This is a genomic window from Mesorhizobium sp. P3_B5 (assembly GCF_056402815.1).
This window is the reverse complement of sequence record NZ_JBFUGR010000023.1, coordinates 20,614-34,238: the sequence shown is the minus strand read 5'-3', so window position 1 is coordinate 34,238 and position 13,625 is coordinate 20,614. Positions and strand designations below refer to the sequence as shown.

The 13,625-nt window shown below is 64.0% G+C and carries 14 protein-coding genes; 7 read left to right on the top strand and 7 right to left on the bottom strand.

Annotation, left to right across the window (positions count from 1 at the left end):
• Positions 1-45: 45 nt before the first annotated feature.
• Positions 46-1,089 carry a DNA polymerase III subunit delta gene (gene holA / locus AC1DVW_RS28560; RefSeq protein ID WP_477327597.1) on the bottom strand — a complete coding sequence of 348 codons (1,044 nt, stop codon included), beginning with the start codon at positions 1,087-1,089 and terminating at the stop codon, positions 46-48.
• Positions 1,090-1,663: 574 nt separating this feature from the next.
• Here holA and AC1DVW_RS28555 point away from each other — a divergent pair.
• The 5 genes from AC1DVW_RS28555 (at position 1,664) to AC1DVW_RS28535 (ending at position 7,958) form a co-directional block, all read left to right on the top strand.
• Positions 1,664-2,896: a thiamine pyrophosphate-dependent enzyme gene (locus AC1DVW_RS28555; RefSeq protein ID WP_477270173.1), complete on the top strand. Its 1,233-nt coding sequence runs from the start codon at positions 1,664-1,666 to the stop codon at positions 2,894-2,896.
• A 2-nt stretch (positions 2,897-2,898) separates the two neighbouring features.
• The gene (locus AC1DVW_RS28550; RefSeq protein WP_477327595.1) at positions 2,899-3,912 is read left to right on the top strand and encodes an alpha-ketoacid dehydrogenase subunit beta; all 1,014 of its coding nucleotides are present in this window, start codon (positions 2,899-2,901) and stop codon (positions 3,910-3,912) included.
• Position 3,913: 1 nt separating this feature from the next.
• Positions 3,914-5,245 (top strand): dihydrolipoamide acetyltransferase family protein, encoded by a 1,332-nt coding sequence (locus tag AC1DVW_RS28545; RefSeq protein WP_477327593.1) that lies wholly within the window; start codon positions 3,914-3,916, stop codon positions 5,243-5,245.
• 228 nt (positions 5,246-5,473) lie between these two features.
• Entirely contained in the window at positions 5,474-6,868 is a 1,395-nt protein-coding gene (gene lpdA, locus AC1DVW_RS28540; protein ID WP_477327591.1) for a dihydrolipoyl dehydrogenase, read from the top strand.
• Positions 6,869-7,082: 214 nt separating this feature from the next.
• Positions 7,083-7,958 carry a glycosyltransferase gene (locus AC1DVW_RS28535; RefSeq protein WP_477327589.1) on the top strand — a complete coding sequence of 292 codons (876 nt, stop codon included), beginning with the start codon at positions 7,083-7,085 and terminating at the stop codon, positions 7,956-7,958.
• Positions 7,959-8,126: 168 nt separating this feature from the next.
• Here AC1DVW_RS28535 and AC1DVW_RS28530 read toward each other — a convergent pair whose 3' ends face one another.
• Entirely contained in the window at positions 8,127-9,230 is a 1,104-nt protein-coding gene (locus AC1DVW_RS28530) for a saccharopine dehydrogenase family protein (protein ID WP_477327587.1), read from the bottom strand.
• Positions 9,231-9,377: 147 nt separating this feature from the next.
• Here AC1DVW_RS28530 and AC1DVW_RS28525 point away from each other — a divergent pair, with 147 nt between their 5' ends.
• Together AC1DVW_RS28525 and AC1DVW_RS28520 are read left to right on the top strand one after the other, a co-directional pair.
• Positions 9,378-9,806, top strand: coding sequence for an Lrp/AsnC family transcriptional regulator (locus AC1DVW_RS28525; RefSeq protein ID WP_477327599.1), 429 nt, complete (start codon positions 9,378-9,380; stop codon positions 9,804-9,806).
• A 139-nt stretch (positions 9,807-9,945) separates the two neighbouring features.
• Positions 9,946-10,578, top strand: a complete 633-nt coding sequence (locus AC1DVW_RS28520) for a methyltransferase family protein (RefSeq protein WP_477327585.1) — start codon at positions 9,946-9,948, stop codon at positions 10,576-10,578.
• Between the two features lie 141 nt (positions 10,579-10,719).
• Here AC1DVW_RS28520 and AC1DVW_RS28515 read toward each other — a convergent pair whose 3' ends face one another.
• From AC1DVW_RS28515 to AC1DVW_RS28495, 5 genes are all read right to left on the bottom strand, one after another.
• Positions 10,720-11,193 (bottom strand): hypothetical protein, encoded by a 474-nt coding sequence (locus tag AC1DVW_RS28515; protein WP_477327583.1) that lies wholly within the window; start codon positions 11,191-11,193, stop codon positions 10,720-10,722.
• A gap of 4 nt (positions 11,194-11,197) precedes the next feature.
• Entirely contained in the window at positions 11,198-11,458 is a 261-nt protein-coding gene (locus tag AC1DVW_RS28510; protein ID WP_477327581.1) for a DUF982 domain-containing protein, read from the bottom strand.
• A 332-nt stretch (positions 11,459-11,790) separates the two neighbouring features.
• Complete coding sequence (locus AC1DVW_RS28505; RefSeq protein ID WP_477327579.1) at positions 11,791-11,961, bottom strand: hypothetical protein; 171 nt, start codon at positions 11,959-11,961, stop codon at positions 11,791-11,793.
• A gap of 35 nt (positions 11,962-11,996) precedes the next feature.
• On the bottom strand, positions 11,997-12,746 hold the full coding sequence (locus AC1DVW_RS28500) for a COG4280 domain-containing protein (RefSeq protein ID WP_477327577.1): 750 nt from the start codon (positions 12,744-12,746) through the stop codon (positions 11,997-11,999).
• 224 nt (positions 12,747-12,970) lie between these two features.
• Complete coding sequence (locus AC1DVW_RS28495; RefSeq protein WP_477327575.1) at positions 12,971-13,528, bottom strand: dihydrofolate reductase family protein; 558 nt, start codon at positions 13,526-13,528, stop codon at positions 12,971-12,973.
• Positions 13,529-13,625 lie beyond the last annotated feature (97 nt).

Below are 13,625 nucleotides of genomic sequence, written 5' to 3'. Positions count from 1 at the left end.
CCCCCTCTGTCGCCTTCGGCGACATCTCCCCCTCAAGGGGGGAGATCAGCCGCGCTGCGCCAGCCGGCTGCTTTCCACCGCAATGCCAAGCAGCGCCTGCCGCGCCAGCGCCACCGACAGATCCGGCCGGCGGCGGGTTTGCAGCACCGCGGCTTGCAGCCGGGTCAGCGCGCGGCCAAGCGCCTCGCCGCTCCAGCGTTCCAGTGCCTTTTCCACCAGCTTGCGGCGCGAGAAGAAGACCGGCGGGCGGGCGGCGGCGACGACCGAGGCGGCGTTGCGGCCGCCGGAATCCATCTGGCCGCGCATGGCCTGGATCGCCTGCAACTGCCGAATCGCCGATGAAAGCACCAGAAAGGGCTGGCCGGACTGGCAATGGCGGGTGAAGGCGGTGTCGAAATCGCTGATTTTCCCCTCGAGCAGGGCATCGACGGCATCGTCGAAGGAGGCGCCGGAGACGTCGCCCGACATCGCCCTGACGTCGTCGAGGCCGATTTCCTTCTGGCCGTTGCTGTAGAGCACCAGCTTTTCGATCTCGCCGCGCGAGGCCAGCCGGTCGCCGCCAAGGTTGCGGCGCAGCGCCTGCCGGGCATCGAGCGCCATGGTCATGTTGGCCTTGCGCAATTCGTCATCGATGACACCGTCAATGTCCCTCGCCTCATCGGCATAGCACGGCAGGGCCATGGCGGTGTCGGCCGCCTCGACGATGGCGCGCAGGCCGGTGCCCTTCTTGAGATCGCCCGCCTCGATGAGAATGATCGCATCGCGGGGCGGTTCTGATGTTAGCGCCTTGACGTCGTCGGCAAGCGCCTTCTGGCCGCTGGCATTGCGCACCCAGAGCAGGCGCCGCTCCGAAAACATCGGCACCGTGCGGGCCTCGTCGAGCAGGCGGCCTTCGTCGCGGTCGACCTCCGAACCGTCCAGCCGGACCACCGAGAACGGATCGTCGAGCGGCAGTCCGGTCTTGCCGGCAAAGGCCTTGGCGCGCTCGGCGACCAGCCCGCGGTCGGGACCGTAAAGCAGGACGATCGAAATGCGCGCGTCCGGCTTCGCGAGCCACGAATCGACCTCGAACGCTTTCTTCTGTGCCATGAGGTCTGGTTAGCATGGCGAGGGGGCGGCTTCCAGCTTGGGTTCCTCGCCCCCGATCGGCCGAGGAGAGGAAGGGCGCGCGTTCGCCAGGCTTGGCACCTTCCTCTCCCTCCGGAGGGGGGAGAGGTGGCGCGGCGCAGCCGCGACGGAGTGGGGGAACCACCTGGCAACCGTCGCCAACGGACATTGGACCAAGGCGCAAGAATCTTCCTGCACCGCGCTAAGGGTCGACCCCCACTCCGTCGAGCTTCGCTCGCCACCTCTCCCCCGATCGACGGGGGAGAGGAAAGGCGCGAGGTCGCCTCCGGAGATGTGACAGTGCGGGCAAGGAGGCCAGATCTGCAACCAATCACCTTATCTGGCGGGAAACCTTGCTCGACCTTGTCCCAAATTGCGCGCCGCTGCCCAACATCGACAAGAAATTTCGCAGACATATCTTCATCTTGTGCGCGGGAGGCTGCATCGGCCGGCGCGGCCGGGACCGACGACCGAAGGCTTGCCCCACGAATTGACACTGGTCTGGCGGCACAGATGTGCAAATATCCTGGCCAGGCAACATTGGAGGACCAAGGTCATGGCCGATGCTGGAATGTTGCGCTTCCACGTGCCCGAACCGGAGGTGCGGCCGGGCGGGACGCCTGACTTCTCCAACGTGCCCATTCCCGAGGCCGGCTCTGTGCCGCGGCCGGAGATCGATGTCGATCCGCGCACCATTCGCGACATGGCGTTCTCGATCATCCGCGTCCTGAACCGCAACGGCGAGGCCGTCGGGCCCTGGGCCGGGCTGCTTTCCGACGAGGAGCTGCTGGCCGGCCTGCGCCACATGATGACGCTGCGCACTTTCGATGCGCGCATGCAGATGGCGCAGCGCCAGGGCAAGACCTCGTTCTACATGCAGCATCTGGGCGAAGAGGCGGTGGCCTGCGCCTTCCGCAAGGCACTGGCGCCGGGCGACATGAACTTTCCGACCTATCGCCAGGCAGGACTGCTCATCGCCGACGGCTATCCGATGGTCACCATGATGAACCAGATCTATTCCAACGAGGCCGATCCGCTGAAGGGCCGGCAATTGCCGGTCATGTATTCGTCGAAGGAGCATGGCTTCTTCTCGATCTCCGGCAATCTGGCGACGCAGTACATCCAGGCGGTCGGCTGGGCGATGGCGTCGGCGATATCGAACGATTCGCGTATCGCCGCGGCGTGGATCGGCGACGGCTCGACCGCCGAGTCCGACTTTCATTCGGCGCTGGTCTTCGCCTCCACCTACAAGGCGCCGGTGGTGCTCAACGTCGTCAACAACCAGTGGGCGATCTCGACTTTCCAAGGCATTGCGCGTGGCGGCTCCGGCACGTTTGCGGCGCGCGGCCTCGGCTTCGGCATCCCGGCGCTGCGCGTCGACGGCAATGACTATCTCGCGGTGCATGCGGTGGCCAAATGGGCCACTGAACGGGCGCGTAAAAACCTCGGGCCGACGCTGATCGAATATGTCACCTACCGCGCCGGCGCGCATTCGAGCTCGGACGATCCCTCCGCCTACCGGCCGAAAACCGAGTCCGACGCCTGGCCACTGGGCGACCCGGTGATCCGGCTGAAGAACCATCTCATCGCGCGCAAGGTCTGGTCGGACGAGCGCCACGCCCAGGCCGAGGCGGAGATCCTTGACATGGTGATTGCGGCACAGAAGGAAGCCGAGAGCCACGGCACGCTGCATGCCGGCGGCAAGCCGTCGACCCGCGACATGTTCGAGGGGCTCTATGCCGAGATGCCGCCGCACCTGCGGCGCCAGCGCCAGCAGGCGGGGGTCTGATCATGCCAAGACGGACCATGATCGAGGCCATTCGCGACGCCATGGACGTGTCGATGGCGCGCGACGAACGCGTCATCGTCTTCGGCGAGGATGTCGGCTTTTTCGGCGGCGTGTTCCGCTGCACACAAGGCCTGCAAGCCAAATACGGCAAGAGCCGCTGCTTCGATGCGCCGATCAATGAATCCGGCATTGTCGGCTCGGCCATCGGTATGGCCGCCTACGGGTTGAAGCCATGCGTGGAAATTCAGTTTGCCGACTACATGTACCCGGCCTACGACCAGCTGACCCAGGAAGCAGCTAGACTGCGCTATCGCTCGAACGGCGACTTCACCTGCCCGATTGTCGTGCGCATGCCGACCGGCGGCGGCATTTTTGGCGGCCAGACCCACAGCCAGAGCCCGGAGGCATTGTTCACTCATGTCTCCGGCCTGAAGACGGTGGTGCCGTCCAATCCGCACGACGCCAAGGGGCTTTTGATCGCGGCGATCGAGGATCCCGATCCGGTGATTTTCCTGGAGCCGAAACGGCTCTATAACGGTCCGTTCGATGGCCATCACGACCGGCCGGTGACGCCATGGTCGAAGCATGAGCTCGGCGAGGTCGCCGACGGTCACTACACGATCCCGCTCGGCAAGGCGGTCATTCGCCGGCCGGGTTCGGCGATCACCGTGCTGGCCTATGGCACGATGGTCTATGTCGCCCAGGCTGCCGCCGAGGAGACCGGCGTCGATGCCGAGATCATCGATCTGAGAACCCTGTTGCCGCTCGACCTCGGGACCATCGTCACCTCAGTCAACAAGACCGGGCGCTGTGTCATCGTGCATGAGGCGACGCTGACCTCCGGCTTTGGCGCCGAGCTGTCGGCGCTGGTGCAGGAAAACTGTTTTTACCGGCTGGAAGCGCCGGTGGCGCGCGTCGCCGGCTGGGACACGCCCTATCCGCATGCGCAGGAGTGGGACTATTTCCCCGGACCGGCCCGCGTCGGCCGTGCTCTTCTCGAAACGCTGGAGGCCTGAGATGGGCGAACACATCATCAAGCTGCCGGATGTCGGCGAGGGTGTGGCCGAGGCCGAACTGGTCGAATGGCATGTCAAGGTCGGCGACCTGGTGCGCGAGGATGCGGTCCTTGCCGCCGTCATGACCGACAAGGCCACGGTCGAAATTCCCTCGCCAGTCGATGGCGAGATCCTGTGGCTGGGCGCCGAGATCGGCGACACGGTGGCGATCGGCTCGCCGATCGTGCGGCTGAAGGTTGCCGGTGAAGGCAATGTCAAGCCGCAGAGCGGCGCCGGGGATGGCGGCAAGGTGGAAAAGCCTGTCGAAGCTGAAGCGCCCGTGAAGCTCAGCAGTCCCAAGCCCGAAGCGGCTTCGGCGACTGCCAAGCCATCGCCAAAGGCGGCTGAGGTGCCGGCGAAACCCGCGCTGTCCCCCGCTGCTGCGAAAAGCACGGCGCAAGTTTCCGGCGCGCCGCGTCCGGAGGGTGAAAAGCCGCTGGCGTCGCCGGCTGTTCGCCTCCGGGCAAAAGAAGCGGGTATCGATCTCAGACAGGTTGCAGGCAGCGGTCCGGCCGGCCGCATAAGCCACGAGGACATCGAGGCATTCCTGGCGCGCGGGCCACAGGTCGCGAAAGCACCGGGCCTCGCCCGCAACGATGCCGTCGAGGACATCAAGATCATCGGGCTGCGGCGCAAGATCGCCGAGAAGATGACGTTGTCCAAGTCGCGCATTCCGCACATCACCTATGTCGAGGAGATCGACGTCACCGCGCTGGAAGATTTGCGCGCCGCGCTCAACAAGGAGAAGCGTGCCGACCGGCCGAAGCTGACGCTGCTGCCGTTCCTGATGCGGGCGATGGTCAAGGCGATCGCCGCCCAGCCCAACCTCAACGCGCTGTTCGATGACGAGGCCGGCATCGTCCACCAGCATGGCGGCGTCCATATCGGCATCGCCGCGCAGACGCCGTCGGGGCTGGTGGTGCCGGTGGTCAAGCACGCCGAGGCGCGCGACATCTGGGATTGCGGCGCCGAGGTGAACAGGTTGGCCGAGGCGGCCAAATCCGGCACGGCGACGCGCGACGAGCTCTCGGGCTCGACCATCACCATCACCTCGCTCGGCGCCATGGGCGGCGTGGCGACGACACCTGTCATCAACCACCCGGAAGTGGCGATCATCGGCGTCAACAAGATGATGGTGCGGCCGGTGTGGGACGGCACCCAGTTCATCCCGCGCAAGATGATGAACCTGTCCTCCAGCTTCGACCATCGCGTCATCGACGGCTGGGATGCCGCGGTGTTTGTCCAGCGGATAAAGACGCTGCTGGAAACACCGGCGCTGATTTTCGTGGATTGAGGAGATGTTGATTTCGAAGCGCGAGCGGTCGGGATCCAGGCTCCCCCTTCTCCCCTTGTGGGAGAAGGTGTCGCCGAAGGCGACGGATGAGGGGTGTTCCAGGGAACGCCGACGCCTCACTCTGCTGGAACACCCCTCATCCGTCTCGGCGCTAGCGCGCCGATCCACCTTCTCCCACAGGGGGAGAAGGGAAGGCGCGCATCGGCCATCGCCGAAAGGACAGCCAAGATGAAAGAAATCTCCTGCAAGCTGCTCGTCATCGGCGCCGGTCCGGGCGGCTATGTTTGCGCCATCCGCGCCGGCCAGCTCGGTGTCGACACGGTGATCGTCGAGGTCGGCAAACCGGGCGGCACCTGCCTCAATGTCGGCTGCATCCCCTCCAAGGCGCTGATCCATGCGGCGGAAGAGTTCGAAAAGGTCTTGCACATGGCCGGCGGCAAAAGCCCGCTCGGCATTTCGCTGTCGAAGCCAGCACTCGATCTCGCCGCTACAATCGCCTGGAAGGACGGTATCGTTAGCCGGCTGACCAGCGGCGTTGCCGGGCTGCTCAAAAAAGCCAAGGTCAAGACCGTGTATGGCTGGGCGACGTTTGGCGACGGCAAGACCGTCGAGGTCGAGACCGAGATCGGCGTGCAGGTGATCCGTGCCGAGACGGTGGTGATCGCGACCGGCTCGGCGCCGGTCGAATTGTCGTTCCTGCCGTTTGGCGGGCCGGTGATTTCCTCCACCGAGGCGCTGGCACTCGGCGACGTGCCGAAAAAACTGGCGGTGGTTGGCGGCGGCTATATCGGGCTGGAGCTCGGCATTGCCTTCGCCAAGATGGGCGCCAAGGTGACCGTGGTCGAGGCGTTGCCGCGCCTGCTGGCACAGTATGATGCCGAATTGACGCGGCCGGTGGTCAAGCGGCTGGCCGAACTCGGCGTCGAAGTGCTGGTGAATGCCAAGGCCAAGGGGATTTCGACCAAGGGCAACGCGCTGCTGGCCGAGACATCGGATGGCAAGAGCGCCAAGATCGCTGCCGACAAGATATTGGTCACGGTCGGGCGCAAGCCGGTGACCGAGGGCTGGGGGCTCGAGCAGATCGATCTCGACCGGGCCGGCAAATTCATCCGCATCGACGACCAGTGCCGCACCTCGATGCGCGGCATCTTTGCCATTGGCGATGTCACCGGCGAGCCGATGCTGGCGCACCGGGCGATGGCGCAAGGCGAAATGGTCGCCGAGATCGTCGCCGGCCACAAGAGGAGCTGGGACAAGCGATCGATCCCCGCCGTCTGCTTCACCGATCCGGAGCTCGTCACCGCAGGATTGTCGCCGGAAGAGGCCAAAACCCGGGGCGAGATCAAGATCGGCCTGTTTCCCTTCGCCGCCAATGGTCGGGCGATGACCAAGCTTGGCGAGGACGGGTTTGTCCGCGTCGTCGCCCGTGCCGACAACCATCTGGTGCTTGGCATCCAGGCGGTTGGCCATGGCGTGTCGGAACTGGCGGCCGCCTTCGGCCTGGCGCTGGAAATGGGGGCGCGGCTGGAGGACATCGCCGGCACCATCCATGCCCACCCGACGCAAGGCGAAGGTTTTCAGGAAGCGGCGCTGAAGGCGCTCGGCCACGCGCTGCATATCTAAGACTCCCCCTTCTCCCCTTGTGGGAGAAGGTGTCGCCGAAGGCGACGGATGAAGGGTGTTCCAGAAAACACCAACGTCTCACTCCGCTGGAACACCCCTCATCCGTCTCGGCGCTACGCGCCGATCCACCTTCTCCCACAAGGGGAGAAGGAAGAGCGCGGCATCGCCAGCCGCCGATTGTCGCAAATCGGCAGAACGTATTAAGTGTCCAGCCATGGACACCGAACTGAAGAAATACATAGCCATACGCTACAACACAGCCTCGGACTTCAGGCCCAGTCAATGGAGCGGGGAAGGAGCCGCCAATCTCGATCCAGAGTGGTTGGCCGAGAGGCTGGAACTGTTCGACAGCTATTGTGCCTTTTCTCTCGAAAGCCAGTCAGCCAAGGATTTTACGGTGCTGGTCGCGTTCGACAGGCGAACGGACGCCGACACCATCCAGGCTGTCTGTGCTTGCGCGCGAGACATCGATATCAGGCCGGTTCTGGTCGCTGCGGATGAGAGCCACAACGCTCGTTTCAATGCATTCGTCGAGAACGATACGGACGCCGAATTCGTCACCCTCACGCGGCTCGACAGCGACGACGCGCTGGCGCCGAGCTTTATGGCGCGGATCGACTATTACGCCCGCAGGGAGATCGCCAAGGGAACGGCGGACCAGCAACCGCTCTACATCGCCGTTCCGCATGGCCAGAATTTTGACCGGGCCACCGGACGCTACACGCATCACGACTATGTCACGTCGGCCTTCGGTACGATGCTGGAGCGGCGATCACCGTCGATGAAGGGCATTTACAGCGACTCCCATGCAAAAATGGCGGGGCGCTTCAACACTGTGGTAGCGGAGTCAAAGGATGCGCAGTGGTGCATCGTCGTCCACGACAACAATGTCGCCAACGTGCTCAGGGGCAAGCCGATTGCCAAGCCGTCTTTTACCGTGGGGCGGCCGGGCAGTGAGCATAAACCCTCAAAACCAGAGCGGAATGGCAACAAGCCGCAACAGACTGGGCTGGCTTCGGGCGTGGCACCGCGGACCATGGACAATTTGATCCGGTTTGTGCTCGGGCGGCCGATGCGCCTGCGCAAGTAGGCGGTAGGTCTTCCCTTCTCCCCCTGTGGGAGAAGGTGTCGCCGAAGGCGACGGATGAGGGGTGTTCCAGGGAACGCCAACGCCTCACTCCGCTGAAACACCCCTCAACCGTCTCGACGCTACGCGCCGATCCACCTTCTCCCTCAGGGGGAGAAGGGAAGAGGCAGCTCAGCTCGCCAGCCGGCTCACCATTTCGTGCTGTGCGTAGGCGCGGCCAAAACGGTTGGCGAGGAAGGCGTCGAGCGCGATGTCTTCCTGCTTGACGAAGCCGGTTGCCGGCAGGCTGCCGTCGGCCAGCATGTCGAGCACGGCGCAGATGCCGGACGCGGTGGTGATCTGGATGGCGCTGCGCACCACGTTGCCGACGCGCTGCGAATAGATCTTGTTGGCGTAGGTTTCCTGCAGCAGGCGGCCGTTCTTGCGGCCGGAGACGGTGACGAAGACGATGACCACGTCCTGCAGCGTTGCCGGCAAGGCACTTTCAAAGATGTCCTTCAGCACGTCGCGGCGGTGGCGCAGGCCAAGGTCATTGAGCAGCGCCTTCATGATCGCGGCGTGGCCGGGGTAGCGGATGGTGCGGTAGTTCAGCGTGCGCACCTTGCCCTTCAGCGTTTCGGCCAAAGTGCCTAGGCCGCCGGAGGTGTTGAACGCCTCGTAGGTGACGCCGTCGAGCGAGAATTCCTCGCGCTCTTCCAGCGGCGGCACCTCGATCAGCTCGCCCTCGACGATCGCCTCGCAGGGCTCGCAATACTCGTTGATGACGCCGTCGGTGCTCCAGGTCAGATTGTAGTTCAGCGCGTTCGATGGGTATTGCGGCAGCGCGCCGACGCGCATGCGCACGCTTTCCAGCGAGTCGAAACGGCTGGCGAGATCGTTGGCGACGATCGAGATGAAGCCGGGCGCCAGGCCGCATTGCGGGATGAAGGCGCTCTTGCCCGAGCGCGCCAGCTCCTTGACGCGTCGGGTCGAGACGACATCCTCAGTCAAATCGAGATAGTGGACGCCGGTGGCGGCGGCCGCCTCGGCGATACGGGTGGTCAGATGGAAGGGTGCTGCGCTGAGCACGGCGAAGGCGCCGGCAAGCGCGGCCTCGAGTGCGCCCGGCGCTGCGATATCGAGCTCCAGCGCCTCGACGCCGGCAGGAAGTTCGGCCGCGGCAAGCTGAGCCGCCGCGCGGTCGACGACAGTGACGTGGTAGTCGCCGGTGTCGGCGAGCATTCCGGCGATGGTCGAGCCGATCTTGCCGGCGCCGACGATAATGATTTTCTTCATGACCTGTCCCTCGTGAAAGCCTTTGACCCAAACCGCAGCGCGGCGGGCACCTGCGCCCAAGAATCGCAGCTTGCCTGTCGAAAGGAAGCGTGGAATTGTGCGAAATGAAGTCTCTCTTTGGTCAATATGCTGACATGGTTCGTCGAAATGCTTAGCGATGCCGAACATGCCCTGCTTTCCCTGCTGCGCGGCAATGCGCGCGCCTCGACCGCCGAGCTGGCGCGGCGGCTTGGCGTGTCGCGCACGACCGTTCAGAGCCGGATCGAGCGCCTGGAACAGCGCGGCATCATCACCGGCTATGGGGTCAGGCTGGCGCCGGACTATGAGCAGGGGCTGGTGCGGGCGCATGTGCTGCTCACCGTTACACCCAAGCTCGCCGACAGAGTGGTGCGCAGCCTGCAGGCGCTGGCGCCGGTGCGGACGCTGCATTCGGTCAGTGGCAGTTTCGACATGATCGTCATCGTCGACGCGCCGTCGATCCGCGATCTCGACACGCTGCTCGACCAGATCGGCGCCATGGAAGGGGTCGAGCGGACGTCATCCTCGATCATCCTGTCGACGCGCATCGACCGCTGAGCGAGGGGCGGTGAGCCCTTCGGAAGCGACAAAATCGCCACCGACGTCTCGCCAGCGACCGGCAGAAAGAGTAGTGGCTAATGCAGGGCGCACTTTCGTTGCCCGGTTCCACAGGCTTGCCGGAGTCGCGAGAACACCAATGACCTACGCTTCTTCCAAGCCCTCGCCGCAGGCTTTCGACCAGCACAAGCGCCTGATCGTTGTCCAGGTCGCGGTCGTGCTGGCCATGGTGCTGCTGTTGTTTGCCAAGCCGTTCCTGAGCGAGGAGTCGGACGGTCACGAGCTCATGGAACTCCTCGGCGTCGTCCTGGTGCTTGCCTGTGTCGGCGGTCGCCTTTGGAGCATCCTCTATGTCGGCGGCAAGAAGAACGAGGAGCTGATTTCGGCGGGGCCATTCTCGATGACCCAGAACCCGCTCTATTTCTTCTCCACGATCGGCGCGGTCGGCATCGGGTTGATGTACGGATCCGTCGTGGTGGCCGCGGCATTGGGCCTGGCCAGCTTCGTCGTTTTCCGGGTGACGGCGCGCAAGGAGGCCGAATTCCTGCTGGGAAAGTTCGGCCCCGCCTACACGGCCTATGCCGAGCGAACGCCGCGCTTCTGGCCGAACCCGCTGCTGTTTGCCGACCAGGCCGAGTGGCAGTTTTCAACGGGTGCGCTGAAGCGGACATTTTATGACGGGCTCTATTTCCTTGCCCTTTTCCCGTTGATCGAAATCGTCGAGCATCTCAGGAATGGCGGTTTCCTGCCGACGCTGTTCACCCTCTATTGATTGTATTGATTGGATTGATTTGCGCCACGAGCCGCGCGGCGGACGCTGAGCATCAGGATCACAAGGCGAGCCTTTCAGGAATGCGGCTTCCTGCCGACGCTGTTCACCCCCTATTGATCGGCGCCTGATTCTGCCCGGCGGTCAATAGCGGGGCCTTTTGTCGGAAACGACGACCAGCCTGCCGCCGACATGCTGGCAGCGCTTGCACACCAGCTTCGAGGCCAGCCGCCGTTCGGAGATGAAATCGTAGTGGGTGCCGTAAGTCTCGATCAGAGCGTCAAGATCGAGCGAGCGCAAATGACCGCAACGCGGATTGCCGCAATATGCGCTCAGGCCCAATCCAAGTTCCCTGAGCTCGGCGAGTTTTGTCGGCAGCGCGGTCGGGACGACAATAGCGGCTGATACCACCGGGTTTGCCACCGAGACCAGGATGGGTGGTCGAAATTCCGCGCGGTCAATGGCGCTTATCGCCTGGACGGCTTCATCTTCCGCGAAGCCAATGTGCGTATCGATGCTCTCCATCGCTTCCGTATGGCCGCGGATAAACAGGGCTCTTCGCAGCACGTGCAGCGCATCCCTCGTCTCACAGAGTGTCGTGCGGAGCGTGAGAGGCATCTCCTCAATCCTTCAGGTAGCTGTCGGGAAGGCAATCGGCTTCTACGGCCGCCGCAATGAAGGCCCTGTGGACGTCTCTGGTGCTGCAAGAACCAACCCTTTCCTGCACCAGGGCAGCCAGGGCAGCCAGGAACAGCGGGCCGTCGGAGGGCCAGTCATTCGCCAGGGCGTCGGCCATTTCAGGAAGTGTCCGCAGCACCGAAATCGTGCCGTCGGTGCTCTCGATGGGAATTCCGGAAAATACCGAGGCTGGGTTGATTGTCACTGCACAGCTCCCGCTGGGGCGGGAGAATGATATGCGCTCTCAAGCACCAGCGCCCGTTCAATGGCTGATGACAAAGCCAGTTGAGCACTTAAACAACGCACTGTCTATTAACTATGACGTATCGACTGTGGTTTGCGATTGCGCCGCCATTTACATCCGTGCAGTGAAATCGAATGCCAGCCGGAAGGTTTTGTGACGCACCGCAAGGTGCGCACACTGCAGCGACCCAGCTGCATGGCCTCGTCGTCTCTTTGCATAGTTAGCGGTTTTTCGCGCTTGCTTTCAGCGTACTGGTCGTCACAACAACCACACAGCGGCCCGGCGATGGACCGCTATCGAGTGCGCGCGGCGCGCCGCACGCTCTGCACCAGAATCACAAGGCAACCCACCAGCAAAAGAATGCCGCCAAGCAATGGCGGCATGGCGAAAAACCTTACCGCCGCCGTGACCGCCGCAATCAGCATCAGCGCCAGCAGCGCCAGATTGCCGTCGTCGATGAACATGCCGACGAGCTCCTTGATGGCAAGACGGACAATGCTCATCGGGCAAACCCCGTGGCGGGATAGGCGGCGCGCAGCCAGCGGACGATGGCAAAGGAGGCCAATGCAACGACGGCGAAGATGGCCAGAAGCGCCAGATCGGCGCCCGGCCAGTCGGCGCCGATGCCTTCGCCGGTCCAGAAAATGCCAAAACTGGTCAACATCAGCCCGACGACGAATTTGAGCGCATTTTCCGGCACGCGCGCCAGCGGCCGGTGCACCGCGAGCCCGATCAGCATCACCAGGATGAACGCCGCCAGTGCGCCCAGGCCGGCGTAAAGCGTCTGCCCATGGGCGGCGCCGACCGCAATGACGATGAACACCACCTCGACGCCTTCGAGCAGCACTGCCTTAAATGCCGCCAGCCCTGCCAAATAGTCGGCGCGGCGGTCATTGGCCTGCTGCTGCAGACTGGCTGTCTCCTTTGAAAAGGCGAGCTCCTCGTCATGTAGGGCGATGACGCCAACGGCGCGCAGAATGGCCTTGCGCAGCCAGCGCAGGCCAAACAGGATCAGCAGCACGCCGACGACGAATTGCAGAACGGTGATCGGAACCAGCGCCAGCAGCGGCCCAAAGACCAGCACCAATGCCGCCAGCAGCGCCAGCGCCATGGCAGCGCCGGTGAGCGCCGGCCGCCAGCCGCGCGTCACGCCGACCGCCAGCACGATGGTGAAGGCCTCGACGACCTCGACGAAGGAAGCGAGGAAAGCCGCGGTAACGGTTGAAAGGATGGGGGTGAGACTGTGCATGAGGCATCCCGAATTGTGGCGAGAATGCCCCGCCGTAAATTTTGTTTCCAGTGCGCCAAAACGAAAAACCGCGGCGGACCGCGGCTTTTCGATGCTTGATTCCCCTATGAGGAAACTGGAGCGCAGAATCGACACGCCCCGATCACTACGCCTACGCTATCGCCCTCTAAGGTACGATTTCCGCTCCGGTGCTGAGAGCGGACGCGCGAAGAGGCTGCTCTGGGTCAGCGCGCGCGCCGGTAATGCATGGCGACCGCGCCGTTGCGGAGCGGCTTGGCCGAGATCAGCTCGAGCCGTCGCGTGCTGGGCAGCCCGCTCTGGTAGAGGGTCGGGCCGTGGCCCGCGATCCTGGGGTGCACGAGGAGCTTGTACTCGTCGATTAGATCCAGCCGGTCCAGCTCGGTCGCCAGCTTGCCGCTACCGAGGAGCACGCCGGCCGGGGTCGCGTCCTTGAGCCTCTGCACGCCCGTGCGCAGTTCGCCGCCGATGTGGTGGCTGTTGGTCCACGGGAAGGCCTTTCGCGTCGATGACACTACGTATTTCGGCTTGGCCTCCAGCTTGACCGCCCACTCGCGTATCGCCGGCGGCGCCTCCTCGTCGCCGCGGGCGACTGCCGGCCAGAAGCTCTCCATCATCTCGTAGGTGACGCGACCCCACAGCATTGCTCCGCCTTCATCCATAAGGCGGGTGAAGAAGGCGTGCGTCTCGTCGTCGGCAATTCCCTCCTGGTGGTCGACGCAGCCGTCCAGGGTGACGTTGATGCTGAAGGTCAATAGTCCCATGCGGCGAGTCTAAGCCATGCAATGGAGAACATGAAGGCCGATCGCTCGCGGTTGGTGTTGAACTTCCGCAATGGGTGGGTCGGTTCAAGACGTTGGC

Coding starts and splice junctions, on each gene's coding strand:
- holA (WP_477327597.1), bottom strand. CDS start 1,089: ATGGCACAGAAGAAAGCGTTCGAGGTCGATTCGTGGCTCGCGAAGCCG.
- AC1DVW_RS28555 (WP_477270173.1), top strand. CDS start 1,664: ATGGCCGATGCTGGAATGTTGCGCTTCCACGTGCCCGAACCGGAGGTG.
- AC1DVW_RS28550 (WP_477327595.1), top strand. CDS start 2,899: ATGCCAAGACGGACCATGATCGAGGCCATTCGCGACGCCATGGACGTG.
- AC1DVW_RS28545 (WP_477327593.1), top strand. CDS start 3,914: ATGGGCGAACACATCATCAAGCTGCCGGATGTCGGCGAGGGTGTGGCC.
- lpdA (WP_477327591.1), top strand. CDS start 5,474: ATGAAAGAAATCTCCTGCAAGCTGCTCGTCATCGGCGCCGGTCCGGGC.
- AC1DVW_RS28535 (WP_477327589.1), top strand. CDS start 7,083: ATGGACACCGAACTGAAGAAATACATAGCCATACGCTACAACACAGCC.
- AC1DVW_RS28530 (WP_477327587.1), bottom strand. CDS start 9,230: ATGAAGAAAATCATTATCGTCGGCGCCGGCAAGATCGGCTCGACCATC.
- AC1DVW_RS28525 (WP_477327599.1), top strand. CDS start 9,378: ATGCTTAGCGATGCCGAACATGCCCTGCTTTCCCTGCTGCGCGGCAAT.
- AC1DVW_RS28520 (WP_477327585.1), top strand. CDS start 9,946: ATGACCTACGCTTCTTCCAAGCCCTCGCCGCAGGCTTTCGACCAGCAC.
- AC1DVW_RS28515 (WP_477327583.1), bottom strand. CDS start 11,193: ATGCCTCTCACGCTCCGCACGACACTCTGTGAGACGAGGGATGCGCTG.
- AC1DVW_RS28505 (WP_477327579.1), bottom strand. CDS start 11,961: ATGTTCATCGACGACGGCAATCTGGCGCTGCTGGCGCTGATGCTGATT.
- AC1DVW_RS28500 (WP_477327577.1), bottom strand. CDS start 12,746: ATGCACAGTCTCACCCCCATCCTTTCAACCGTTACCGCGGCTTTCCTC.
- AC1DVW_RS28495 (WP_477327575.1), bottom strand. CDS start 13,528: ATGGGACTATTGACCTTCAGCATCAACGTCACCCTGGACGGCTGCGTC.